Source organism: Colwellia sp. SU-HH01217 (assembly GCF_057543495.1).
In genome coordinates this window covers 35144-60250 of sequence record NZ_BAAJLX010000007.1, presented here as the reverse complement: position 1 = coordinate 60250, position 25107 = coordinate 35144, and the positions used below count along the sequence as shown (strand labels likewise).

The 25107-nt window shown below is 37.5% G+C and carries 20 protein-coding genes and 4 tRNA genes; 6 read left to right on the top strand and 18 right to left on the bottom strand.

Going from position 1 to position 25107, the window contains the following annotated elements; all coding sequences use genetic code 11:
- Nucleotides 1-242: 242 nt before the first annotated feature.
- The 9 genes from AC27G3_RS10610 to AC27G3_RS10570 all read right to left on the bottom strand — a co-directional run bounded on the left by AC27G3_RS10610 (nucleotide 243) and on the right by AC27G3_RS10570 (nucleotide 7569).
- Nucleotides 243-578 (bottom strand): HU family DNA-binding protein, encoded by a 336-nt coding sequence (locus tag AC27G3_RS10610; protein ID WP_487121541.1) that lies wholly within the window; start codon nucleotides 576-578, stop codon nucleotides 243-245.
- Nucleotides 579-813: 235 nt separating this feature from the next.
- Complete coding sequence (gene lon, locus AC27G3_RS10605; RefSeq protein ID WP_487121372.1) at nucleotides 814-3162, bottom strand: endopeptidase La; 2349 nt, start codon at nucleotides 3160-3162, stop codon at nucleotides 814-816.
- 177 nt (nucleotides 3163-3339) lie between these two features.
- Complete coding sequence (gene clpX, locus AC27G3_RS10600) at nucleotides 3340-4617, bottom strand: ATP-dependent protease ATP-binding subunit ClpX (protein WP_487121371.1); 1278 nt, start codon at nucleotides 4615-4617, stop codon at nucleotides 3340-3342.
- A 98-nt stretch (nucleotides 4618-4715) separates the two neighbouring features.
- Nucleotides 4716-5345 carry an ATP-dependent Clp endopeptidase proteolytic subunit ClpP gene (gene clpP, locus AC27G3_RS10595; RefSeq protein ID WP_487121539.1) on the bottom strand — a complete coding sequence of 210 codons (630 nt, stop codon included), beginning with the start codon at nucleotides 5343-5345 and terminating at the stop codon, nucleotides 4716-4718.
- Nucleotides 5346-5503: 158 nt separating this feature from the next.
- On the bottom strand, nucleotides 5504-6811 hold the full coding sequence (gene tig, locus AC27G3_RS10590; protein WP_487121370.1) for a trigger factor: 1308 nt from the start codon (nucleotides 6809-6811) through the stop codon (nucleotides 5504-5506).
- 331 nt (nucleotides 6812-7142) lie between these two features.
- Nucleotides 7143-7219 (bottom strand) — tRNA-Pro (locus AC27G3_RS10585).
- 21 nt (nucleotides 7220-7240) lie between these two features.
- Nucleotides 7241-7316: transfer RNA gene (locus tag AC27G3_RS10580), tRNA-His, on the bottom strand.
- A gap of 27 nt (nucleotides 7317-7343) precedes the next feature.
- Nucleotides 7344-7420 (bottom strand) — tRNA-Arg (locus AC27G3_RS10575).
- Between the two features lie 72 nt (nucleotides 7421-7492).
- Nucleotides 7493-7569, bottom strand: a tRNA-Pro gene (locus tag AC27G3_RS10570).
- A gap of 373 nt (nucleotides 7570-7942) precedes the next feature.
- Here AC27G3_RS10570 and folD point away from each other — a divergent pair.
- Nucleotides 7943-8797 carry a bifunctional methylenetetrahydrofolate dehydrogenase/methenyltetrahydrofolate cyclohydrolase FolD gene (gene folD, locus AC27G3_RS10565; protein ID WP_487121368.1) on the top strand — a complete coding sequence of 285 codons (855 nt, stop codon included), beginning with the start codon at nucleotides 7943-7945 and terminating at the stop codon, nucleotides 8795-8797.
- Nucleotides 8798-8871: 74 nt separating this feature from the next.
- On the opposite strand, the gene cysS is transcribed toward folD, so the two are convergent.
- Nucleotides 8872-10260, bottom strand: coding sequence for a cysteine--tRNA ligase (gene cysS / locus AC27G3_RS10560; RefSeq protein ID WP_487121366.1), 1389 nt, complete (start codon nucleotides 10258-10260; stop codon nucleotides 8872-8874).
- Nucleotides 10261-10436: 176 nt separating this feature from the next.
- Here cysS and AC27G3_RS10555 point away from each other — a divergent pair, with 176 nt between their 5' ends.
- On the top strand, nucleotides 10437-10928 hold the full coding sequence (locus AC27G3_RS10555) for a peptidylprolyl isomerase (RefSeq protein WP_487121364.1): 492 nt from the start codon (nucleotides 10437-10439) through the stop codon (nucleotides 10926-10928).
- 76 nt (nucleotides 10929-11004) lie between these two features.
- On the top strand, nucleotides 11005-11742 hold the full coding sequence (locus AC27G3_RS10550) for a UDP-2,3-diacylglucosamine diphosphatase (protein ID WP_487121362.1): 738 nt from the start codon (nucleotides 11005-11007) through the stop codon (nucleotides 11740-11742).
- Here AC27G3_RS10550 and miaE read toward each other — a convergent pair.
- A complete protein-coding gene (gene miaE, locus AC27G3_RS10545; RefSeq protein WP_487121360.1) occupies nucleotides 11739-12497 on the bottom strand; it encodes a tRNA isopentenyl-2-thiomethyl-A-37 hydroxylase MiaE in 759 nt (252 codons plus the stop codon). The two genes, AC27G3_RS10550 and miaE, sit on opposite strands and share 4 nt — an antisense overlap.
- A 188-nt stretch (nucleotides 12498-12685) precedes the next feature.
- Between miaE and AC27G3_RS10540 the strand changes: the two genes are divergently transcribed.
- The 3 genes from AC27G3_RS10540 (at nucleotide 12686) to AC27G3_RS10530 (ending at nucleotide 15176) form a co-directional block, all read left to right on the top strand.
- Complete coding sequence (locus tag AC27G3_RS10540; protein WP_487121358.1) at nucleotides 12686-13939, top strand: Vgb family protein; 1254 nt, start codon at nucleotides 12686-12688, stop codon at nucleotides 13937-13939.
- A gap of 114 nt (nucleotides 13940-14053) precedes the next feature.
- Nucleotides 14054-14329, top strand: a complete 276-nt coding sequence (locus tag AC27G3_RS10535; protein WP_487121356.1) for a hypothetical protein — start codon at nucleotides 14054-14056, stop codon at nucleotides 14327-14329.
- A 247-nt stretch (nucleotides 14330-14576) separates the two neighbouring features.
- The gene (locus AC27G3_RS10530) at nucleotides 14577-15176 is read left to right on the top strand and encodes a Yip1 family protein (protein WP_487121354.1); all 600 of its coding nucleotides are present in this window, start codon (nucleotides 14577-14579) and stop codon (nucleotides 15174-15176) included.
- Between the two features lie 88 nt (nucleotides 15177-15264).
- On the opposite strand, the gene purF is transcribed toward AC27G3_RS10530, so the two are convergent.
- The 7 genes from purF to AC27G3_RS10495 all read right to left on the bottom strand — a co-directional run bounded on the left by purF (nucleotide 15265) and on the right by AC27G3_RS10495 (nucleotide 24798).
- Entirely contained in the window at nucleotides 15265-16779 is a 1515-nt protein-coding gene (purF, locus tag AC27G3_RS10525) for an amidophosphoribosyltransferase (RefSeq protein ID WP_487121352.1), read from the bottom strand.
- A 52-nt stretch (nucleotides 16780-16831) separates the two neighbouring features.
- On the bottom strand, nucleotides 16832-17314 hold the full coding sequence (locus tag AC27G3_RS10520) for a CvpA family protein (protein ID WP_487121350.1): 483 nt from the start codon (nucleotides 17312-17314) through the stop codon (nucleotides 16832-16834).
- Nucleotides 17315-17407: 93 nt separating this feature from the next.
- Nucleotides 17408-18049 (bottom strand): SPOR domain-containing protein, encoded by a 642-nt coding sequence (locus AC27G3_RS10515; protein WP_487121348.1) that lies wholly within the window; start codon nucleotides 18047-18049, stop codon nucleotides 17408-17410.
- A 52-nt stretch (nucleotides 18050-18101) separates the two neighbouring features.
- Nucleotides 18102-19385, bottom strand: coding sequence for a bifunctional tetrahydrofolate synthase/dihydrofolate synthase (gene folC, locus AC27G3_RS10510; protein WP_487121347.1), 1284 nt, complete (start codon nucleotides 19383-19385; stop codon nucleotides 18102-18104).
- A gap of 32 nt (nucleotides 19386-19417) precedes the next feature.
- Nucleotides 19418-20284: an acetyl-CoA carboxylase, carboxyltransferase subunit beta gene (gene accD / locus AC27G3_RS10505; protein ID WP_487121346.1), complete on the bottom strand. Its 867-nt coding sequence runs from the start codon at nucleotides 20282-20284 to the stop codon at nucleotides 19418-19420.
- A gap of 198 nt (nucleotides 20285-20482) precedes the next feature.
- Nucleotides 20483-21265 carry a tRNA pseudouridine(38-40) synthase TruA gene (gene truA, locus AC27G3_RS10500; RefSeq protein WP_487121344.1) on the bottom strand — a complete coding sequence of 261 codons (783 nt, stop codon included), beginning with the start codon at nucleotides 21263-21265 and terminating at the stop codon, nucleotides 20483-20485.
- 308 nt (nucleotides 21266-21573) lie between these two features.
- Nucleotides 21574-24798, bottom strand: coding sequence for a FimV/HubP family polar landmark protein (locus tag AC27G3_RS10495; protein WP_487121342.1), 3225 nt, complete (start codon nucleotides 24796-24798; stop codon nucleotides 21574-21576).
- Between the last annotated feature and the right edge of the window lie 309 nt (nucleotides 24799-25107).

Below are 25107 nucleotides of genomic sequence, written 5' to 3'. Positions count from 1 at the left end.
TATATTAATCAGGGAAATCCCTGTCATTATTTGTCCGCGATTTTATCAGATGCAAAGCACCGCTTGAAGTCGAAACAGACGATAAATGCAAATAAATTGGTTAAATATTTTTCAAATACGGTTTTTAGTAAATTAAAGTCACTGTTTAAATTAACTGCGTTTGATAAAACACAAAACTCAGATACAAAAAGACCACCTTGAGGTGGTCTTTAGCAGACTAGTTTATAACGTTAATTATAAAATTAATCGTTACAAGCATCTTTTAATGCTTTACCCGCTTTAAATGCAGGAATTTTAGCAGCAGCGATTTGAATAGTAGCGCCTGTTTGTGGATTACGGCCAGCGCGTGCTGCACGATCACGTACAGAGAATGTACCAAAACCAACTAGAGCAACTTGCTCACCACTTTTTAATTCATCTGTAACAGCATCAATAAATGAATCTAATGCACGACCAGCAGCAGCTTTAGAAATATCTGCACCAGCAGCAATTTTTTCGATAAGTTGAGATTTGTTCACAGTAACTTCCCCTTCAGTTGTTATTATACGGTATTGACTTTGTTGTTTAGCGTCCTGCAGAAACTTCTTATTATGTTTCTTTGAACATCGAATACCGAGTTAATTAAAAATACAATTCGATAAACTATCTTTCAATAATTATCAACACTAGATCCCTATGAATAGCGCGGTCTAGCGTTATTTGCGTAGATAACTTACCATAGTTTCAGCGTTTGAAAAGCGAAAATTGCAGTTTTTTCGCTTTTTTTTCACTTTTTTCTACTTTTTTACTAAAAACACTGCGTTTTCAGGTGATTTAATCTTCAACGCTCCACTTTTCAACGGGATGTTCAAGAGCAATATCTAGCACTTCTTCAATCCATTTTACTGGGTAAATGGCAAGATCTTGTTTAACATTATCAGGAATTTCTTTTAAATCGCGCTCATTATCTTTTGGAATAACAACCGTTTTAATTCCCCCTCGATGCGCCGCTAACAGTTTTTCTTTTAAACCGCCAATAGGAAGCACTTCACCGCGAAGCGTAATTTCACCAGTCATGGCAACATCGGCTTTGACAGGGTTTCCTGTTAAACTAGAAACTAAGGCGGTACACATACCAATACCAGCACTTGGGCCGTCTTTAGGAGTTGCTCCTTCTGGCACATGAACATGAATATCGCGTTTTTCATTAAAGTCGCTATTAATGCGAAGCTTTTCTTGACGACTTCTTACCACGGTCATCGCAGCTTGAATAGATTCTTGCATAACATCGCCTAAAGAGCCGGTGTAAGTTAACTTACCTTTGCCGGGCACTGAAGCGGTTTCTATTGTTAATAACTCACCTCCCACTTGAGTCCAAGCAAGGCCAGTAACTAAGCCAATTCTATTTTCATCATCAGCTTTACCATAATCAAAGCGTTGTACGCCAAGGTATTCTTCTAAATTATCTTGATTGATCACTACTTTTTTCAATTTTTTATCGAGCAAAATAGCTTTAACGGCTTTACGACAAAGCTTTGAGATTTCTCTTTCTAAACTACGTACCCCAGCCTCACGAGTGTAGTAGCGAATAATACCAATTATGGCACTATCTTCTATGGTAATTTCATTAGCTTTTAAGCCATTACGCTCAATTTGCTTCTCACTGAGGTGATTACGAGCAATATTGAGTTTTTCGTCTTCGGTATAACCTGATAAGCGGATAACCTCCATACGATCTAATAATGGTCCAGGTATGTCCATACTGTTAGAGGTTGCGACAAACATAACATCAGATAAGTCGTAATCGACTTCTAAGTAATGATCATTAAAGTTAACATTTTGCTCTGGATCTAACACTTCAAGTAATGCAGAAGCAGGATCTCCGCGCATATCAGACGCCATCTTATCAATTTCATCTAATAAAAATAATGGATTCTTAACGCCGGCTTTCGCCATTTTTTGAATAAGTTTACCCGGTAAAGAGCCAATGTAAGTGCGGCGATGGCCTCTTATTTCAGCTTCATCTCTTACTCCGCCTAACGCCATGCGTACATACTTACGGCCCGTCGCTTTGGCGATAGATTGTCCTAATGACGTTTTACCAACACCAGGAGGCCCGACTAAACATAAAATTGGCCCTTTAAGTTTTGTTACACGTTGTTGAACGGCTAAATACTCAAGAATACGCTCTTTAACTTTATCTAAACCAAAGTGATCTTTGTCTAATACATCTTGCGCAAGTTTTAAGTTTTTCTTTAATTTGCTACGTTTTTTCCAAGGAACATTCGTCATCCATTCAATGTAGCTTCTCACAACAGTAGCTTCTGCCGACATTGGCGACATCATTTTTAGCTTTTGAAATTCAGCTAATGTTTTCTCTTTTGCTTCTTTAGGCATTTGAGCATCATCAATGCGCTTTGCCATTTGTTCAGTTTCATCTTGCCCTTCTTCACCTTCCCCAAGCTCTTTTTGAATCGCTTTCATTTGCTCATTCAGGTAGTAGTCTCTTTGACTTTTCTCCATTTGCTTTTTCACACGGGTGCGGATTTTCTTTTCTACTTGTAATAAATCAATTTCGCCTTCCATAAGCGCCATTAAATATTCTAACCGTTGAGCAATATGTGTAATTTCGAGTACTTTTTGCTTTTCAACCAGCTTTAAAGGCATGTGTGCTGCCATAGTATCAGCTAATTGCTCAGCATCATCGATACCTGAAACAGAGGTTAATACTTCTGGAGGAATTTTTTTATTGAGTTTGACATACCCTTCAAATTGAGAAATCGCTGAGCGGATAAGTACTTCATCACTATCATCTTCAATAGGCTCAGAAACGATGTAATCGATATCAGCAGTAAAATATTCTTCGGTCTCTACAAACTTACTTACAGTAGCTCTTTTGCTGCCTTCAACTAGAACTTTAACTGTACCATCAGGCAGTTTAAGCATTTGTAAAATTGTGGCTACTGTGCCAGTAAAATAAACATCATCTTGACTAGGATCATCAACAGCCGCATCTTTTTGAGCCACTAAAAATATTTGTTTATCGGCTTCCATTGCAATATCTAAACAACGAATAGATTTCTCTCTGCCAACAAACAATGGAATGACCATTTGCGGGTAAACAACAACATCGCGCAATGCAAGAACGGGAATATCAAGTACACCTGAATTTTCAGTGGTCATAAAGTCTCTCTCGGAAATAATAAAAGAAGCAAACATTCATTGATCGCCTTATTTTTAAGGCTTTAACTTGGATCAAAATGTTCTTTAGAAAATATATGGGGATTTAACCCTAGCTTTCAACAGATAAACAAAAAAAAAGAGCCATTTAGGCTCTTTTATAAAAATAATCAGGTGAACTTACTCAGAAACAGCTTTATCTTGCGAAGATTCTAAAATAACTAAAGGTTTTGATTCACCTTTTATTACAGTTTCATCAACCACAACTTTCGCGGCATCTTCCATTGAAGGAAGCTCATACATAGTTTCAAGTAATACACCTTCAACAATCGAGCGTAAACCACGTGCACCAGTTTTACGAACCATCGCCTTATTGGCAATTGCTTTTAACGCATCTTCTCTAAACTCTAATTCAACACCTTCCATATCAAAAAGCGCTGTAAATTGTTTAGTTAAGGCATTCTTAGGCTCTTGTAAGATCTGAATCAATGCATCTTCATCTAATTCAGTTAAGGTAGCAACCACAGGTAATCGACCAATAAATTCAGGTATTAACCCGTATTTCACTAAATCTTCAGGTTCAACGTTCTGGAAGTTCTCTGTTAACGTTTTTTCAACGTCTTTACTACGAACTTCAGCACCAAAACCAATACCTGTCCCCTTTAATGAGCGTTGTTCAATAACTTTATCTAAACCAGAAAAAGCACCACCACAAATAAAGAGGATCTTAGATGTATCGACTTGCAAAAACTCTTGTTGCGGATGCTTACGACCACCTTGAGGAGGTACAGAAGCAATCGTGCCTTCAATTAGCTTTAACAGGGCTTGCTGAACACCTTCACCAGATACGTCACGGGTAATTGAAGGGTTATCAGACTTACGAGAAATTTTATCAATTTCATCAATGTAAACAATACCACGCTGGGCTTTTTCTACATCGTAATCACATTTTTGCAACAGCTTTTGGATGATATTTTCTACATCTTCACCAACATAACCAGCTTCTGTTAATGTGGTCGCATCTGCCATGGTAAATGGTACGTCAAGTAAACGTGCTAACGTTTCTGCCAATAAAGTTTTACCACTACCAGTAGGCCCAATAAGTAAGATATTACTTTTACCAAGCTCAATTCCGTTATGGGTATCTCCATTACGTAAACGCTTATAGTGATTATAAACCGCAACCGCTAGTACTTTTTTCGCATGTTCTTGACCGATAACGTAATCATCTAAACTTTCACGAATTTCAATCGGTGTAGGAAGGCTTTCATTGTCTTCTTTTGGCGAAATCTCTTTAATTTCTTCACGAATAATATCGTTACAAAGCTCAACACATTCATCACAAACAAAAACCGAAGGGCCTGCAATTAATTTACGAACTTCATGTTGGCTTTTGCCACAAAAAGAGCAATACAGTAACTTGCCGTTATCACCGTCACCACTTTTTATATCGGTCATACCGTACCTCTTATCCTTAATTTAGTATTGACAGTTTAAATTGTAATCTTAAGCCTTTAAAATTTCAAAATTACAATACATCTAAACTAATACAATTTTTATTTGTTAATGTCTCTTTGTTCTAATATGGCATCTACTAAACCATAATCAACAGCGCTTTGAGCACTTAAGAAATTATCACGATCAGTATCGTGAGAGACTTTATCTAATGGTTGGCCAGTATGATCAGCCATTAAACGGTTTAACTTTTCTTTAATATATAAAATTTCTTTCGCATGAATTTCAATATCAGACGCTTGGCCTTGAAAACCGCCTAGCGGTTGATGAATCATAACGCGAGCATTAGGAAGACAATAACGTTTTCCTTTTTCACCACCTGACAATAAAAAGGCGCCCATACTAGCAGCTTGACCAATACATACTGTGCTGATATTTGGCTTGATAAATTTCATTGTATCATAAATCGCCATACCAGCAGTTACTGAACCACCTGGTGAGTTGATATATAAAAAGATGTCTTTATCTGGACTTTCAGATTCTAAAAATAATAATTGAGCAACGATTAAATTAGCCATGTGATCTTCAACTTGACCACATAGGAAGATTACTCGCTCTTTTAATAAACGAGAATAAATGTCATAAGAGCGCTCGCCTTTAGGTGTTTGTTCAACAACCATTGGCACTAGTGCACTCTCTGTCGTACTTGTTAAATCATGAGAATTGTTAATAGAAGTAAACAAAAATATATCCTTAAATTAAAAAAATGGCTCGTATGTCCCCATACAAGCCATTTAAGCTATTGCTTGACTTAATGTCAATCGAAAGCGGTGTTCCTTGGCAAATTAATTCCTCTTAATGTAAAGAGTGAATAAAATTTGTACTAGGACTATTTACCTTCAGGATTCATAATATCTTTGAAGCTAGCTTTTTTACTTTTAACTTTTGCTTTTTCAAGTAAAAGTTCAACTGCTTGCTCTTCTAAAGCAACATTTTGCATTTGTTGCTTCATTTCAGCATTGCTGTTGTAGTATTCAATAACTTCTTGTGGATCTTCATAAGCAGAAGCAGCAGAAGCAATTAAGTCTGTCACTTTGTCTTCGTTAACTTTTAATTCGTTAACTTTAATAACTTCACCTAACAACAAACCAATTTTAACACGACGTTCGGCTTGTTCTGTAAACATATCTGCAGGAAGCTCAGGCATGTTTTTAGGATCCATTTGACCAGCAAAACGCTGCATTGCTTGTTGACGTAATACATCAACTTCTTGAGCAACAAGTGCACTAGGAAGATCAACGCTGTTTGTTGACAATAAGCCTTCAATAACTTGCTCTTTAACTTTAGTTTTAACTGCTTGAGTTAATTCACGCGTCATATTTTTACGTACTTCATCACGTAATGCTTCAACACCACCTTCTTCAATGTTGAATAGCTTAGCAAATTCTTCATCAATTTTCGGTAATACAGGACCTTCAGTCTTGTTAACAACAATATCGAATTCAGCTTCTTTACCTTTAAGGTTTTCAGCATGGTAATCTTCAGGGAAAGTAACAGTGATCGTTTTTTCTTCACCAACTTTCATACCGATAATGTCTTTTTCGAAACCAGGAATCATGCGTCCAGCGCCTAACTCAAGTTCGAATGCTTCTGCTTTACCACCTTCAAACACTTCACCGTCAACACGTCCAGTAAAGTCGATTGTTAATTTATCGCCTTTTTTGGTTTTACGCTTGTTTTCTTTCCACGTTTTGTGCTGATTTTGTAACGTTTCAAACATTTCGTCTAAATCTTTATCCGTTACATCAACGTCTGGCTGTTCAATAGTGATTTTTTCTAAATCTTTTAATTCCACTACTGGGTAGATTTCAAACGTTGCTTCAAATTCTAATGCTTTGCCGTCTTCATTGCTTTTAGCAACAAAATTAGGACGACCCGCAGGGTTTAATTTTTCAGCTACAATTGCATCAACAAAATTACGCTGCATGATTTCGCCAGCGACTTCTTGACGTACAGATTTACCGTAACGCTTTTGAATTACTGTTGGCGGAACTTTACCTGGGCGGAAGCCGTTGATACGTTGTGTCTTAGCGATATGACGAAGACGGTTTTTAACTTCAACATCTACTGTTTCGGCAGGAACAGAAATAGTCAAACGACGCTCCAAACCTTGTGTAGTCTCAACTGAAACTTGCATTTAATTACCTCAAAACTTAGCGTATTTACGCATTCAAGAACAATTTTATCTACAATAAGCACACCGTAACACTGGGCAATTATTGCGTATACCCGTACAGCCTGTGCTATTCGAGCTCGGAATATCCGAATAAATATGGTTCAGATTAAAATAGTGACGCGAAATTATAGCGGTGGAAGCAGCAAGAGTCGAGTAGATATAGAAAATATTTTTTCGTTCGAATGAAATTCAAACAATTTTATAGAAAATAAGAGGAAGAGCCTAGTAAATTCCAATCCAAAAAGTATTGGATTTTATAGAATTACTGACTAAGAGCTAATTTAGAAAAGAGTGGTCGGTGATGCAGGATTCGAACCTGCGACCCCTTGGACCCAAACCAAGTGCGCTACCAAGCTGCGCTAATCACCGATATATATGTCTTAGAAAAAATGGGGTGGCTAAAGGGACTTGAACCCTCGACAACCGGAATCACAATCCGGGGCTCTACCAACTGAGCTATAGCCACCACTGTATTTTTTGCCTTTTGTAAATATGGCACGCCCTGCAGGATTCGAACCTGCGACCCACGCCTTAGAAGGGCGTTGCTCTATCCAGCTGAGCTAAGGGCGCACATTTACCTACAAAGTGCTTTTACAATTTAATGTATTGTTATTCTCACAACCGTCATTAAATAAACAAAAGTGGTCGGTGATGCAGGATTCGAACCTGCGACCCCTTGGACCCAAACCAAGTGCGCTACCAAGCTGCGCTAATCACCGAAATCTTTTGCGTTTAAAGCAACTAAACAAGTGTGCTTTCAACGGGTGCGGATATTACCGAGTTGCTGTACCCCCGTCAAACACTTTTTATAAAAAATGTCTTGTTCGCTCACTTTTAAATCATATTGCTTAATTTTAATCAAATACAACTAAGTTTAATGGGTTAAATTGATTATTTATTTTGTAAATTAACTCGAACCAAATTCGGTTTATAGTTTATTTAAGTAAATAGAGCAGAATTAAAATCAGCTGCTTATGATATATTGTACAAATGTCTGTATTTTCGCCTACAAATCCCTGACGACTTATGGCAAAATACTGCAGATTTTCATCCCCGCTATACGTAGCAACAATTCGGTAATAATTCTTAATCATGACAGCAACATTAATTGATGGCAAAGCAATTGCCGCAAAGGTAAGAAACACAGTAAAAGAAAAGGTCAATCAGCGAATTGCAAATGGATTGCGCGCACCGGGTTTAGCGGTCATATTAGTGGGAAGTGATCCCGCATCACAAGTTTATGTCGGAAGTAAACGCCGAGCATGTGAAGAAGTAGGATTCGTGTCTCGTTCATATGATTTACCAAATACGACTTCAGAAAGTGAATTATTTAGCTTAATTGATGAGCTTAATCAAGATGATGCGATAGATGGAATTTTAGTTCAACTACCTTTACCTGAAGGATTGAATGCAAATTTGGTGATTGAACATATCAACCCTAAAAAAGACGTTGATGGTTTTCACCCGTTTAATGTGGGTAAACTTGTTTTACGCCAACCAGGCTTGCGGCCTTGTACTCCTAAGGGAATAATTACTTTAATTGAATCAACAGGTATTAAACCCCATGGTTTAGAAGCTGTCGTGGTAGGTGCTTCTAATATTGTCGGTCGCCCAATGACCCTAGAATTATTATTAGCAGGTTGCACAGTAACCACTACTCATCGATTTACTAAAAACCTTGAAGAGAAAGTTCGTAATGCAGACCTATTAGTTGTCGCTGTTGGTAAGCCAGCCTTTATTCCAGGAGAATGGATAAAAGATGGTGCAATTGTAATTGATGTAGGTATTAACCGTTTAGATAACGGTAAATTGGTTGGTGATGTTGGTTTTGATGTAGCCGAAACTAAAGCCGCACACATAACCCCGGTTCCTGGCGGCGTTGGCCCAATGACAGTAGCAAGTTTAATTGAAAACACATTAATTGCTTGTGAAGAATTTGGTCAGTAAAAACAAAAAAGTGATTGCGAGGCATACCTAGCAATCACTTTCAATAAATTATAACTCGCTATAGCGAGTTTTATTTACCCTTTACGCCAAGTTGTGCCGTTTGCACTGTCTTCTAATATAATTTTCATTTCATTAAGCTTATCGCGAGCATCGTCAGCACTTGCCCAATCTTTATTAGCTCGTGCTTCATTACGTTGTTTTATTAATGCTTCTACAACGGCTGATTCATTGTCACTCGATTGCTCTCCTTGAAAAAACGCTTCAGGTGAACTTTGTGCAATACCTAAAATCGCTCCAAGCTTTATTAAAATATAAGCAAGCTGCCCTGCTTTATTTTCATTAACACCTTCCGCTTTTAAGCGGTTCAATTCTTTTGATAGCTCAAACAATACCGGCATTGCCTCAGGACAATTAAAGTCATCATTCATGGCTTTTTCGAAGCGTTGGACATATTCATTACCTGTTAAACTAACTTCCACAGGGGTTACACCACGAAGCGATGTATAAATACGCTCAAGGCCTGCACGCGCTTGAGCTAAATTATCTTGTGAATAGTTTAGCTGACTACGGTAATGACTTGACGTTAAGAAAAAACGTACCGACTCAGCATCATATTCATCAAGAACGCTGCGTAAAGTAAAAAAGTTATTTAATGACTTTGACATTTTTTCTTTATTAACTTGCACCATGCCGCCGTGCATCCAATAGTTAACATAACTAGTACCCGAAGCACAGCACGACTGTGCGATTTCATTTTCATGGTGGGGAAACTGTAAATCTGAGCCGCCGCCATGAATATCAAAATGCTCGCCTAAATGTTTTAAGTTCATTGCAGAACACTCTATGTGCCAGCCAGGACGACCTTTCCCCCAAACAGAATCCCAACTAGGTTCATCTGGTTTTGCCATTTTCCATAATACAAAGTCAAGTGGGCTCTTTTTCGTTGTATCAACATCAACACGAGCACCTGCTTGTAACATGTCTAAATTTTGTAAACTCAGTTTACCGTAATTTTCAAAGGTACTAACTTCAAACAGTACGTCACCGTTACTTGCAACATAAGCATGACCTTTTTCGATCAATTTCTCTATCATAGCGATAATCTCAGGCATATGACCGGTAACCGTTGGTGCAATATCAGGACGCATAATGTTTAAGTCGTCAAAGTCTTGATACATTTGCTCTGTCATACGTAACGTAAGATCTTCAACACTTTCACCATTTTCATTGGCACGAGTTATAATTTTATCGTCTATGTCGGTAATATTACGTACATGGGTTAAATCATAACCCAAGTGTTTAAAATATCTCGCGATAATATCGAAAGCAACATAAGTACGCGCATGCCCAATGTGACAAAGGTCATAAATAGTAATGCCACACACATATAAGCCAACCTTTCCTTCATTGATAGGTTTAAATACTTCTTTTTTTCGGCTTAATGTATTATAGATTTGCAACATAACGCTATTGACTTCCTTTAGTAAAATTTTTATTTGCTCCCAATGAGCATAATCAGCTCGATTGTACCTTAACAAAACAAATTGGTCACCAGATCTGCACAATTTCCCAAAAAAATACGCTACAATCCACACACTAAATATTGGTTATACTTTTTTACAGAAAATAAGAGATAAATATGATTACTTTTAAAACAAACCTTGGTGACATTAAAATTGAACTTAACGCCGATAAAGCGCCGATCACAGCCAAAAACTTTCAACAATACGTTGAAGAAGGCTACTATAACGGCACTATTTTTCACCGTGTAATTAAAGGTTTTATGGCACAAGGTGGTGGATTTGCAGCAGGCATGGAAGAAAAAGACTCTCGTGCTTCAATAGAAAATGAAGCAAACAATGGGTTAAGTAACAAACGTGGCACGCTAGCTATGGCTCGTACTAATGATCCACATTCAGCTTCTGCACAGTTCTTCATTAACTTAACCGATAATGACTTTTTAGATCATAAAAGTGAGACTGAGTCTGGCTGGGGCTATTGTGTTTTTGCTGAAGTTGTTGAAGGTATGGACATAGTAGACAAAATGACACTCGTCGAAACTGGTCGTCGCGGTTATCATGATGATGTTCCAAAAGATGAGATTATTATTGAATCAACTGAAATATCTTAATTTTATACTCAGCTATTAATTAAAATGAATTTAATGCCGAACTTTAATTTTACTCAACCAGGAATACACTAATCAGATGTCAATTAAACAGGATGTTACCTATTTTATTGCTGATCTTCACCTTGCTCAAAATAGAAACGATATAACACAATGTTTTATCGATTTTCTAGAAAATGAAGCCGTACTTGCTAAAACGCTTTATATTCTAGGGGATTTATTTGAAAGCTGGATTGGTGATGACGACGATAGTGTATTCGTATTAAATATTGCATCGGCATTATTTGCATTAAAACAAAGTGGCACCATGATTTATTATATACATGGCAACAGAGATTTTTTGCTAGGCAAAAAATATGCAAAAAAATCTGGGATGACTTTACTACCTGAAGTTAAAGCTATTGACCTATATGGTCAAAAAGCAGTAATTATGCACGGTGATACATTGTGTATTGATGATGTTGATTATCAAAAGTTTCGTAAAAAGTCGCGTTCGTGGTGGTGGCAAACGATGATCACATCCCTGCCCTTATTTGTTAGGCGTAAAATTGCTGACAATTATCGAAAGAAAAGTGCTGCAGCTACAGCAATGAAAGCCCAAGATATCATGGATGTTAATAAACTCGAAGTTGTAAAGTGTCTAGAAACGTACCAATGCCAATGGTTGATCCACGGCCATACTCACCGTCCTTGGGTACATGATATTTCAGCCAATAACTTACCCGCCAAACGTATCGTATTAGGCGACTGGTACGAACAAGGCGCGTGGTTGAAAGTCGATGCCAATGGCTTTACTTTACTCAATAAAGCGTTTTAATAAGGTACGCCGCTGTGAAACTTAAAGTCTTTATCAGGACTTGTAATGAGCCCTGCTTCTATTTGACCAAAAAAGTGAACTCTTTCTGAAATATCTTCACCCGCTATCTGCTCAGCCAAAGTCAAATAATCTTGGAAATGTCTAGCTTCAGATCTTAGCAAAGAAATATAAAATTTATGAAGCTCATCGTCGAGCAAAGGCGCAAGCTTCGCAAAACGTTCACAAGATCTCGCTTCGATGTAAGCACCACAAATAAGCTTATCAATCAATGTCACAGGCTCATGTGTTCGAACTTGGCTCATTAAGCCTTTAGCGTATCGACTGGCAGTTATGTTTTCATATTCAATGCCGCGTGCATCCATTATTTCGAGCACTTGATAAAAGTGATGTAATTCTTCTTTAATCAACAGCACCATTTTATCAACAATGCTCTGGCCAAATAACGCATCACTTCTGGGCACTATCGATTTTGATAGTTTATTATGATCAGCTAAACTGCTTAAGTTCCCTTCTTTTCGGTAGATGTACTTTTCAAAAGGCTGAAACCACTGCAACAATGCATCACCACTCGCTTTGTCTACCGCATACTTTCGAATTAACCACATTGCAGTTTGCCCTGCTTTTAATTCACAAATTAGATGATCGGTAAGCAATAAAGGTAAGTGCTCTGCCTTCTTAGCTTCATTTAGCCAGCTATCGGGAGTTTCTGCTTGCAAAAATGTTAAAATAGGCGCTAATAATTTTGAGGTTGGCATGTGTTGATGTATTTCACTTTTAAACATTAAATTAGTTAAAATTTTACCATATCATATAAAAAATATGTCGCTTTATTTAATATGTAAAAGGCACACAACTAAGTATTGTTGAAAAGATTTACACACAAGCCTCAATTATCATAAAGTAGCTATGGTGTAACTTCACAAATTTAGCAAGGAATATTGTTATGATTAAATCTACAATCGCAAAACTGTTCGTACTAATTTTTAGTTATTACTTTTCTTTTGGCGCTTATAGCCAAAACACTCAGGCAGGATTGGTTGATGATGTTAAAAATGCAGAAGGAAAAACTTTAACAAAGCACTATTGTACAACTTGTCATCGAGAAAGTTTAATTACTAGAAGCTCAGGTTATCATGCTAGTGACTGGCGATCATTAACACGCACTATGATAGATTTATCTGCGACACCTGAAATTGAGCGAAAAATAATAACATACCTTTTTGCTAACTATCCTCCAACTTCAAAACGCACCCCAAAATTAATACAGGGTGATGCAACAATAAGCTTTACTCAATGGCAAACACCTACCCTTGGGCAACGTTCACGAGATCCTATAGAGACGGTTGATGGTTCAATTTGGTGGGCAGGACAACGAGCGAATCTCATTGGTCGCATTGATCCAAATTTCGGACAAATGACAGAGTACCCATTACCTGAAAATGCTATGCCTCATACGGTAACTACCGATAATAATGGAAATATTTGGTACACCGGCAACAAAAACGGCACGGTCGGTAAACTAGATAGTAAAACGGGTGAGATTACTGAGTTTGCAATGCCAAACAAACTGGCTAAAGATCCTCACAGCGCAATATTCGATGATAAAGGAACGCTTTGGTTTACACTACAACACAGTAATATGATCGGTCGATTAACACCATCTAATGGAGAAATAAAGTTAGTTACCATGAACTCACCTCGTTCTAAGCCTTACGGCATTAAAATTGATGCTAATGGCACTCCGTGGGTTGCTTGTAATGGAAGAAATTGCTTAGTAAAAGTTGATCCTGACACAATGAAATTAACCGATGTAATATTGCCGAACGAAGCAACAAAGGTACGTAGGCTCGATATATCTAGCGATGGTATGATTTGGTACGTTAATTCTTCACAAGGTAAGATTGGCAGATATAACCCTAAAAATGGTGAAATTAAAGAGTGGCCCTCGCCCAGTGGACATCAATCTCACCCTTACGCAATAGCCGTTGTCAATAACATCGTTTGGTATAATGAATCAGGAATGAGACCCGATGCATTAGTACGGTTCGATCCATCAAGCGAAAAATTTCAAAGCTGGGCTATCCCTTCTGGAAAAGTGCATGCAGGCATAATTAGACATATGCGACCAACTCGAGATGGCGATCTTTTAATTCATCAAAGTAGTACCAATCATATTATTAGAGTTAACATTGAATAATGGGATTAATAATATTTATTAGAAAAACTTAAGCTGTTTAAAATAGTTAATTCTTGAGATACTAACGCAAATACACTTTTCTAATGCTTTAGCACTAGGCTAGGATAATTTATTTTGAAATCGCCATCTGACAAGCTGTTAAAACAGCATAATAAACTCGTGCATACCGAACAAATCCAAGTTGTTTCGCATATTCAACGTGAGCAAGACGACTGGTTGTTGAATACACTGATGCTAAAAGGTGTTGATGTTCCGTTTAAGTACAAACGCAAAAAAATGTACAAATCTTTGCAAGGCCAACAAGTTAATATTACTTACTACCCCGACACCGAAAACGTTGCAGGTTTTGAAATAGAAATAATGAAAGTGGTCAGAGTAAAAATAGCTTAATGTCTTTTCTTATATTTAAATAACTAAAAAACATATAGAACCATAAGTTTTATTTATTTTGGCTATTAAAACTAATTATTTGCCCTCTTTATCGACTGTTTTTCAAACAAGTCTTGACGAATGCCTCACCATCTTACATAAATAACATATCAACTTAAAAACTAAGACTAAATAAAGTTGGTACGAGCAATCTACGGTAAGAATGAAAACCGTAAGATATAGTATCTGGGACAGCGAGGAGAAGTTTATGATCTTAAATCATATATGGGGGCTTTACGCTCACCCTAGAGATGAATGGCAAACGATTGAAAAACGTCATGAGAGTTTAATGTACTCTTTAGTACATATTCTCACAGTAGCCCTTATACCAACTATTTGTGGTTATTATGCAGCAGCACATATTGGTTGGACAATAGGTGCAGGTGATCCGATAAAACTCACCCAAACTAGTGCTTTACTGATGACTGTTGGTATGTACTTTGCGTTAATAGGTGGTGTATTTGCACTTGCTTATTTAATACATTGGATGGCAAAAACTTTTGATTCTGCACCTAACTTTACTCAGTCGTTAGAGCTTGCAGCTTATACATCAACACCACTACTGATGGTAGGTATTACCGCCTTATTCCCTGTGTTATGGTTTGTTGCAATTGCTGGTATAGTCGCTTTATCTTACTCTGTTTATCTACTGTACTCTGGTGTACCTATCATGATGAATATTGAAGAAGAGAAAGGTTTTATCTACTCAAGCTCTGTTGTAACCTGTGGCTTAGTATTACTGGTTGGAATTATGGCAGCAAGTGCCGTATTGTGGAGCTTAGGCTTCGGACCAGAGTTTATTTCATAAGCTGTACGAAATACGTTCATTAAAAAAGGCACCAAAGGTGCCTTTTTTTACAAGTTAATAAACTTAATTAATTTGTCAATTGCCTAGCTTAGCTTTCACCTTCGTTATACAAATCAAGAATTGAATCTGCATTTTTATCAGAAGTTTCTTTAGTCGTATTGTTTCTCAGTGCATCTAATCTTTCTAAATATCCTTGATCAATATCATTAGTGATATAACGACCATCAAATACAGAAGTGTCAAACATTTTCACATCAGGGTTTCCAGATGAAACCGCGGTAACTAAATCGTCAATCGTTTGAAATATTAACTTATCAGCACCAATTAATTGACAAATATCATCTAAATCTCTGCCATGAGCGACTAATTCATTAGGGCTTGGCATATCGATACCATAAACATTAGGGAAGCGTACTTCAGGAGCTGCAGAAGCAAAGTAAACTTTTTTAGCACCTGATGCGCGTGCCATATCAATAATTTGACCTGACGTTGTTCCTCGCACAATAGAGTCATCAACTAATAAAACATTTTTTCCAACGAACTCTGCTTTAATAGCATTTAGTTTCTGTCTAACTGACTTTTTACGTTGCTCTTGGCCCGGCATAATAAATGTACGGCCAATATAACGATTTTTAACAAACCCTTGTCTGTACGGTAAATTCAGTTGTAACGCTATCTCTAAAGCAATATCGCATGAAGTTTCAGGTATAGGGATAACCACATCGATATCGAGATCGTCCCATTGGTTAGCTATTTTTTGGCCAAGTTTTTTGCCCATTTCAACACGAGAAGCATAAACTGACATTTTATCCATTGTTGAGTCGGGACGAGCAAAATAAACAAACTCAAAAATACAAGGACTATAGGTTGGGTTTTCAGCACATTGCTTACTGTGTAACGGCCCATTTTCAGGAAAAAAGATCGCTTCGCCTGGTGCAATATCTCTAACAAACTCAAAATCACAAGCGTCTAAGGCTACTGATTCTGAAGCAACCATATACTCAACACCTGTGGCGGTTTCGCGCTTACCAAAAACTAAAGGTCGAATACCATTAGGATCTCTAAAAGCAATCATGCCGTGTCCAATGACCAAAGCAACAGTAGCATAGGCACCACGAACACGTTTGTGCACATTAGCAACCGCTGTAAAAATATCGTCTGGCGTTAAGTTATGGACTGAGGTTTGTAATTCATGGGCTAAAATATTTAACAACAATTCAGAATCTGAAGTGGTGTTAACATGACGATAAGCTTCTTCACGTAGCCATATTTTAAGCTCGTCAGCATTGGTAAGGTTACCATTGTGAGCTAATGAAATACCAAAAGGTGAATTAGCATAAAAAGGTTGTGCCTCCGAAGAGCTTGACGTGCCTGCCGTTGGGTAGCGCACATGACCAATGCCAATATCGCCTTGTAATCTCAACATATGACGCGTATGAAATACATCCTTAACAAGGCCATTACCTTTACGTAATCTAAAAGTATCATCACTGATAGTAACAATACCCGCAGCATCTTGACCACGATGCTGTAACACCGTTAAACCATCATATAATAATTGACCAACAGGTGTTTTACCGACAATGCCAACAATACCACACATGAAATTTTCTCCACAGAAAGGTTAATGTATCAATGAATTTTCATTGATTAATTTATTTCAAAAAATTAGATGATTCTTTTAAATACTCAAAGAACCATTGTACCACTACAGTAAATTCAGGAATTAATTGAGATGCTTGCCACCAACTTGTTGAAGCCGCTGTGCTAAAAGCATCCATAAAAAAGAGCATAGCACTAACAACTAATGCCCCTCTGAGCGCGCCAAATGCGAGTCCTAGTACTCGGTCAGTGCCTGACAAACCCGTTTTATCGACTAACTGACTAATTAAATAATTGATTAAAGCGCCAAGGATCAAGGTAGAAATGAAAAGAATAGCAATCGCCGCTGCGTTTCTTAAAAATGGCTCAGAGATATTCGTGAGGAGACTCGCTAAGTTTTCATAGAATGTACTAGCAATAAAAAAAGCACTAAACCAGACAACCAGTGAAACAGCTTCTTTAACAAAGCCCCGCACTAAACTAATTAATGTCGATATGCCAATAATTGCCAAAATGGCGTAATCTATCCAAACCATAAATCGAATTTCTCATTATAATAGAGGCGCGCATTCTAACAGAACAACTTACCCAAGCGCTATTTTTTTATTGTTTTAGCACAGAGTTTAAACTCATTTATTAGCATCGAAACGGGCAACTTTTCCTTGTACTCCAGTTAACGCCTTAAGTTTTGGTAACTTTTTATCTAAAGATGACTTAATTAATTCTGGACCAACATACACTTTGGTTAAGGTCCCTTTTTTAGTTTTAATGGGTCTTGTAAATGCCACATAACCATTTTCTTTTAATTTTGCTAATAATTCTTTAACGTTTTGCTTATGACGAAAACTGCCTAAGTGAATTACCCATGCTCGATTGACTACTGCTTTTTCAGGCGCTTTCTTGATAACTTTTTCTTTAGCTACCGTTGTAGTCTTAACTTTAGAAACTTCTGGTGGTGTGTTTTCTAACGGCTTGTCTTTAGTTAACACAGCAATTTTTAACTCGTCATTATCACGATTAGAGATGACTTTGGTTTCAACGTCATCGTCTAACGCTGTTTCTTCAACGATGGGCTGTTTTACTGTGTTAATTTTTTCAATAGGGAATGTTTTATCGGCTTGCTTTTTAACAAAAGAAGGCGCATTAGGGATAGCTTCAAAATCGGCTTGATAGGATTGTTTTTCACCATCAAGAATGTCAGGAAGAAATATGATAACGGCAGCAGACACAATTATTGTGCCCACCAGACGATTTTGAAAAGGTGTAGACAAATCTAACTCCTAACTAATTAGCAAAATACATAGGCTTATAAAAGTAAAAAAGCTAAAGAAGTAAACGTCTAATTTCAGCAACGGTATAGAAAGAGCCAAAAACAACTATCAAATCATTTTCACTTATATTTTGACTAGCCATTTTAAATGCCTGAGTAATATTGTCAAAGCAATTGACCAACTTAGTCTGTGTTAGCATTTCTTTTTTGATTTGCGCACAGATAAAATCACTACTAGCAGCACGTGGCACGGATAAATTGCCAACGTACCATTCGTCTACAAGTTCAATCAAAGGTGCTAAGGTATTAGCAACATCTTTGTCTTGTAGCATACCAATTACAGCATGAACGCGTTGATATTGTCTTTTTTGCACATTATCGGTCAAATACTGGGCTAAATATCGAGCCGCTTGAGGATTATGTGCAACGTCTAACAAGACATCACAGTCTGCTTTAAACAATTCTGTACGGCCAGCAACTTTTGTTTGCTCGATAAGTTGGTTTACTTGAGTTTCACTCAATTCAAAACCAAGTAAATGTAGCACAGTTAATGCTGTTGCAACGTTATCTTGAGGAATATGCGTGCGAACAAGTTGACTCAGAGAGATATCACCAAACGACCACTGCCAAAAATCACCTTTCGCGTTGACAGTAAATTGTTGTTCACGAGTATGTAGCTTAGCCTTAATGGCGCATGCGTGATTGATAATTGATTGTGGGGGCATTACATCACCCAACACCGCTAATCCACCTTTACGCATAATGCCTGCTTTTTCAAAGCCAATTAATTCTCGTGTATCACCTAAGAATGCTTGGTGATCTAAATCAATGGCAGTAATTACAGCAATATCGGCATCAATCATATTGGTTGCATCTAAACGCCCGCCTAAACCTACTTCTAGTATTATAAATTCAGGCCGTATTTCAGTTAAAATTACAAAGGCGGCTAAAGTGGTAAACTCATAATAAGTTAATGAGATCGTTTCTCTTGCCGCTTCAATTAACTCAAATGCTTTAATTAACGCCTTGTCATCTATATCTACTTTATTAATTCTTAAGCGTTCATTAAATTTTTCAATATGCGGGGATGAATACACAGCAACCGATTTTTTGTCAGCCAACATAGCATTTTCAAGAAAAGCACACGTTGTGCCTTTGCCGTTAGTGCCAGCAACAGTTATTACTTTTGAAGCACTAAAATCAATCGCTAAACGCTGAGCAACCGCTGAAATCCGATTTAAGCCTAACTCAATCTCAGTGGTATGAATTGTTTCTAAATAACAAAGCCACTGCGCTAAGTTATTTCTTGGCGAGTGGCTTTTAAGGTTTTCTAACATAATATCGATTAATCACATGGTAAGGATTATAACTATGAATCTGTTTTTACAGGGCTTTCTTGACCAGTAAATTTAGCTAGCATTCGAGCTAAGGTCATACGCATTTCACGGCGATCAACAATAAGATCAATAGCACCTTTTTCTAATAAAAATTCACTACGTTGAAAACCTTCAGGTAATTTTTCACGAACGGTTTGTTCAATAACACGAGGTCCAGCAAAACCAATAAGCGCTTTAGGCTCTGCTACGTTAATATCGCCTAGCATAGCTAAACTCGCAGATACACCACCCATCGTTGGATCAGTAAGTACTGAAACATAAGGAAGGCCTTTTTCACTCATTTTAGCTAAAGCAGCACTTGTTTTTGCCATTTGCATAAGTGAAAACAAGGCTTCTTGCATTCTTGCGCCACCACTTGCCGAAAAACAAATAAATGGGACATTATGCTTTAAACAATACTCTACACCTTTGACAAAACGCGCACCAACAACAGAAGCCATTGAGCCACCTAAAAATGAGAATTCAAAAGCAGCAACAACAACAGGTAAACCATGTAATTCACCTTTCATTACAACTAACGCATCTTTTTCGCCAGTAGTTTTTTGTGCCGCTGATATGCGATCTTTGTATCGCTTTGAGTCTTTAAACTTTAGGATATCTTGTGCTTCAAATTCTTCACCTAACTCTACTCTTTCCCCTTGATCAAGGAAGTTTTCGATACGTTTACGCGCACTTATACGCATATGGTGGTCACATTTAGGACACACGTAAATTTGTCGCTCTAATTCGACTTTATAAAGCACTGAATTACAAGATGTGCATTTGCTCCACACTCCTTCTGGAATATTTCGCTTTTGCGCAGTCTTTGCTTTTGGGAGAATTTTCTCTATCCAACTCATAATTTATTTTTTGCCTATTAAACAAATAAAAACCAATTTTTGATGAAAATTTCCTCATCAAATTTTAAATATAATATAAAAACACGTATAACCCGTAATTAGACCATAGTTTAGTATAGTTTGAATATAAAAAACTGGTCTGTTTTGTTAAAACTTAGTCATAAATAACTCTTTCTATTTATTCAGTATTTATACTGTCTAGTCTAAAAACAACGGTCCAAGTTTACTTTTGGGTAAATCAAATTCATTAGGATAGTCAACATCTACAAAATAAAGTCCTGCTGAAGGGCCTGTGATCCCTGCTACACATCTGTTTTTAGCATCTAATACTTCTTTGATCCAAGAAACAGGTTGCAGTGCTTGGCCAACGACCATAAGACTACCAGCTATATTTCTAACCATATGATGTAAAAAAGCATTGGCTTTAATATCAATAATAATAAAATCTCCCTTTCGAGAGACATTGCAATGAATCAACGTTCTATTAGGTGAATGCGACTGACAATGCACGGTGCGAAAAGAAGTAAAATCGTTTCGGCCCAATAAGCTCTGAGCGGCTTGGTGCATTAAGTTTTCATCCAGAGGAAAGTGACAATGGCTAATACCGCTACTTAAAATTGCTGATCTTAATCGGGTATTGCCAATAATGTAACGGTAACGTCGAGCGGTCGCACTAAAACGGGCATGAAATTCATCATTAACTTCTTTCACCCACTTTACGGCGATGTCTTTAGGTAAATGCGTATTGACACCTAAGGTCCAAGCAACATCTTTTCTAATCTTTTCAGTGTCAAAATGAACAACTTGATGTGTTGCATTTACCCCTGTATCAGTACGTCCTGCACAAATAACTTCAATAGGCTCATTAGCTATTTTAGATAGCGCTTCTTCTAATGCTTGCTGAATACTTGATACACTTTTTTGTCTCTGCCATCCGCAGTAATTTTTTCCATCGTATTCAACACCTAAAGCGTACCGCATGTTTACCCCAACTATTATTCAACTACCGACTTTTCGGCGGCATTATACCATTTTTATTAAGTTTGTGATCTTGTTATGCACAACAAAAATATTTCAAAGCAAGGCGCTAGATTAACCAATAGCGGGATATTGGGATGAGAGCAACGCCGCTGTGGGGTATTTTAACCAATACAAATGAGTAATAACTTAATGAACTTAATGAAATTGGTATTATAACACCTAGCAACTAGATTGATTATACTAAAAAAAACGGTTAGAAATTTAAAATTTCTAACCGTTTTTTTGACCCTGTAACTAAAGCTGTGTCATTACTTTTTCAAACTATCGAGTAATTTTTGTGCCTCAGCTTGTTGTTGCTCATCGCCTGAACTGACTATATCAGCCAAAACAACTTCGGCATTATCATTATCACCTATGTCTAAATACACTTTAGCTAAGTCTAGTTTTGCAGTTACACTTTGTTCATCAGCATCTACATCAACACCACTATCTTCAGAAGTAAATTCTGGAAAATCGTTTAAACCAACGTTAATATTTGCTTTATCGTAGGGCTCTTCATCAGTACTACTTTCAAGACTATCAGTCAATAAAGAGTCAACAGAGATAAAGTTCTTGTCTTTGTTTTTATCAGCGTTATCAGTATTATTTATTAAAGTTTCATCTAAACTCTCATCCCCGGTAGGATGTGGGTTACTTTCATCAATATTACTAATATTATCAATGTCATCGATATCTATCTCAAAATCATCATTACTAGAAATAGCGGATTCTTCTTCAATATTGGCAAGTAACTCATCAAAATCTAGGCTATCTAACTCTTGAATATCTTCTATTTCAGACGCTTCAGCTACGCTTTCTTTTTCTGTATCATCATCAGCAAGTAGATCTGCTAAAACATTTTGATCGGTAAAGTCAGGCGATAACTCTACTGAAGATACTTCTTTTTCATCATTTAATAATTGAGTGAGTGTTGATTCATCAAACTCGGCCGAGAGGGCATCTAACGTGTCACTTTCAACACTGTCTTCAACTATATCATCAGCTCCACTTTCGCTATCCAAATCAGCAAGAATATCGTCTCCAATATCTAACTCTTCAATGCTTGAGTGCTCATCGTCAGTGTTAGCTTCTTCGCTTACTTGAGAAATAAGTGCGTCAATATCAAGCTCATCTTCATCTGGTGTAACTTCATCGTCAATTACTTCAGCAGAAGACGCGTCTTGGGTCGCTAAATCACTTAAATCTACCTCAAGAAATGGGGCAATATAATCGTCTGTAAAGTTTTCAATTTTAGCAATGTTCTCACTAGCTTTATCTGGTGAAGTGGCTTCTTCGACCTCTGTTATATCTTCATCTGTTACCTGGGTACTTACTTGGCTTTCGCTTTCAGGCACTCCCGCAGCGGCTAGCAATGCATCTATGTCGTCTGGATCGGTTACATCTGCGCTTTCTTCAGCTTTGTCAGCCGAATCTTCTGGTGCAGCAGCGGATGCTAACAAGGCGTCTATATCGTCTGGATCGGTTACATCTGCGCTTTCAGTTTCATTATTAGCTGCTTCTTCTGGCGCAGCAGCAGACGCTAACAAAGCGTCTATATCGTCTGGATCGGTTACATCTGCGCTTTCAGTTTCATTATTAGCTGCTTCCTCTGGCGCAGCAGCAGACGCTAACAAAGCGTCTATATCGTCTGGATCGGTTACATCTGCGCTTTCTTCAGCTTTGTCAGCCGAATCTTCTGGTGCAGCAGCGGACGCTAACAAGGCGTCTATATCGTCTGGATCGGTTACATCTGCGCTTTCTTCAGCTTTGTCAGCCGAACCTTCTGGTGCAGCAGCGGACGCTAACAAGGCGTCTATATCGTCAGGGTCGGTTACATCTGCACTTTCTTCAGCTTTGTCAGCCGAATTTTCTGGTGCAGCAGCAGACGCTAACAAGGCATCTATGTCGTCTGGATCGGTAACATCTGCACTTTCAGTTTCATTATTAGCTGCTTCTTCTGGTGCGGCAGCAGACGCTAACAAGGCGTCTATGTCGTCAGGATCGGTAAGCTCTGCGTTTTCTTCTGCATTTTCTTCTGCATTTTCTTCTGCATTTTCTTTAGCACCATCAACCGCTTCAGGTTCCAACACATCATCAATATCAACAATCTCTTCGGCTTCATCATCTAAGTCGTTTAAATTACCGAGTAAATCATCCAAATCGCTTTGATCTAACTGCCCATTTTCTAAAGCTTCTATTTCTTCTTCAAGATTATCATCTTCTGTTTCACTATCTTCATCGTCATCTAATCCAGAAAGTAAAGAATCTAAATCACTTTGATCTAATTCTCCGCCAGGAAGTTCATTATCTTCATCGTCATCTAAAATAATGTCTTCTAGATCATCTAAGTCGTCTAAATCATCCAGATCGGCTAAGTCATCTACATCACTTTCATCATCGAGATGGATCACGTCATCAGAAAGTAATTCTTCAGATTCTGTTAAATCAATTGAAAGCTCATCATCAAGAGATAATTCGTCATCAAGTGATAACTCATCATCTAAGGACAATTCATCGTCGAGTGACAGTTCATCATCTAAGGATAACTCTCCATCAAGTGAAAGCTCATCATCAAGATCTTGATTTAAGACTAATTCTTCAGCTGGAGCTTTCTCTTTTACTGCTGGCTTTTGTTCAATATTGTCGTTAGTTGAATTTTCTTTGTTTCGTCTACTGTAAAAAAACATAAATAAACTAATAAGAAGTAAAGCAGGAAGAGTACCTAACAAAACAGTAAAATATGGGCTAGAAGTAAAATCTTGACCGCGTAACTTTTCCTGCTCTTCTAACAACTGCCTAGCTTGATCGCGAGCATTAGCTTCTGCCATTAATCGCTGTAGTTGGGTAACTATTTCATTTAATTTTTTAATTTCAGCATCTTTGGCAACGTCTTCTTGAACAACGTCCACTCTTTTACCTACCGATAAAATATCAGAGCGTAATTCCTGGTTCTCTTTTAACAGTGCTTGTACGCCATCAATCGAATCTAAGACATCATTTTGAATAGTTTCAAACTGTTGCTTTTGCGCATCGCCCAAGGTTTTTAATTGATCATTAATTTCAGTTTTAGCACTATCTAAATCTTTTTGTTTAACTGATAACTCTTTAGGAGCTGTTGGTGAATCGACAGTTTTTTCTTTTTTAGCTGAAACACTCTCCCAACGTTTAGCATCTGAGTTTGCTTTAATTTTTGCTGAGTTATCATTAATCGAACGCATCACATCAACGTCAGGAATGTTAATGATTTGCCCTTCAACAAGGTGGTTAATATTATCTTCTGCAAAAGCTTGGGGATTAGTTAGAAATAACGCCTGCATAACCTGATAAACAGTAAGGTTAGGCTCAGGTCTTACTCTTAGAGCAATATTCCATAGAGTATCTGTAGAGTTTATCGGGCCATATTGTGCAAGAGGATCCTTGTCTGTCGCTTTTGGACCTCGAATACTGATCCCTACACTTTCTTCAGCAACCGCTGAATAATTCCATGAGAGCATTCCTATTATAATAACCTGCCACAGGCACAGGCTTAACAATCGTTGCATCGAGGCTTTCCTAATTATTTTTGTAATGATAACAATACCAGTTTTTCTTTATCCATTATCGCTTAAAATAAGCGAAATAGTACTAAGCAACTGAACAAGTTCATATTTTATAATGCGCCAAAGATTTGTCACATTCAAGACCATAGAAATATAGCAAATTTTATTCCAACTATAAAACAATGACCTTTTACATTTATATATATATCACTAACGATGTGATCATTTCTGCTGGCTAAAATAATCAACTACTGCGTTACTTAT

What these genes read in the sequence shown, in the direction of transcription:
- AC27G3_RS10540 (WP_487121358.1), top strand. Translation starts at nt 12,686, where the DNA reads ATGATTAAATCTACAATCGCAAAACTGTTCGTACTAATTTTTAGTTAT.
- purF (WP_487121352.1), bottom strand. Translation starts at nt 16,779, where the DNA reads ATGTGTGGTATTGTTGGCATTGTCGGTAAAACACCTGTTGGTCAATTA.
- folC (WP_487121347.1), bottom strand. Translation starts at nt 19,385, where the DNA reads ATGTTAGAAAACCTTAAAAGCCACTCGCCAAGAAATAACTTAGCGCAG.
- truA (WP_487121344.1), bottom strand. Translation starts at nt 21,265, where the DNA reads ATGCGGTACGCTTTAGGTGTTGAATACGATGGAAAAAATTACTGCGGA.
- folD (WP_487121368.1), top strand. Translation starts at nt 7,943, where the DNA reads ATGACAGCAACATTAATTGATGGCAAAGCAATTGCCGCAAAGGTAAGA.
- AC27G3_RS10495 (WP_487121342.1), bottom strand. Translation starts at nt 24,798, where the DNA reads ATGCTCTCATGGAATTATTCAGCGGTTGCTGAAGAAAGTGTAGGGATC.
- lon (WP_487121372.1), bottom strand. Translation starts at nt 3,162, where the DNA reads ATGACCACTGAAAATTCAGGTGTACTTGATATTCCCGTTCTTGCATTG.
- accD (WP_487121346.1), bottom strand. Translation starts at nt 20,284, where the DNA reads ATGAGTTGGATAGAGAAAATTCTCCCAAAAGCAAAGACTGCGCAAAAG.
- AC27G3_RS10555 (WP_487121364.1), top strand. Translation starts at nt 10,437, where the DNA reads ATGATTACTTTTAAAACAAACCTTGGTGACATTAAAATTGAACTTAAC.
- AC27G3_RS10520 (WP_487121350.1), bottom strand. Translation starts at nt 17,314, where the DNA reads ATGGTTTGGATAGATTACGCCATTTTGGCAATTATTGGCATATCGACA.
- AC27G3_RS10530 (WP_487121354.1), top strand. Translation starts at nt 14,577, where the DNA reads ATGATCTTAAATCATATATGGGGGCTTTACGCTCACCCTAGAGATGAA.
- tig (WP_487121370.1), bottom strand. Translation starts at nt 6,811, where the DNA reads ATGCAAGTTTCAGTTGAGACTACACAAGGTTTGGAGCGTCGTTTGACT.
- miaE (WP_487121360.1), bottom strand. Translation starts at nt 12,497, where the DNA reads ATGCCAACCTCAAAATTATTAGCGCCTATTTTAACATTTTTGCAAGCA.
- AC27G3_RS10550 (WP_487121362.1), top strand. Translation starts at nt 11,005, where the DNA reads ATGTCAATTAAACAGGATGTTACCTATTTTATTGCTGATCTTCACCTT.
- clpX (WP_487121371.1), bottom strand. Translation starts at nt 4,617, where the DNA reads ATGACCGATATAAAAAGTGGTGACGGTGATAACGGCAAGTTACTGTAT.
- cysS (WP_487121366.1), bottom strand. Translation starts at nt 10,260, where the DNA reads ATGTTGCAAATCTATAATACATTAAGCCGAAAAAAAGAAGTATTTAAA.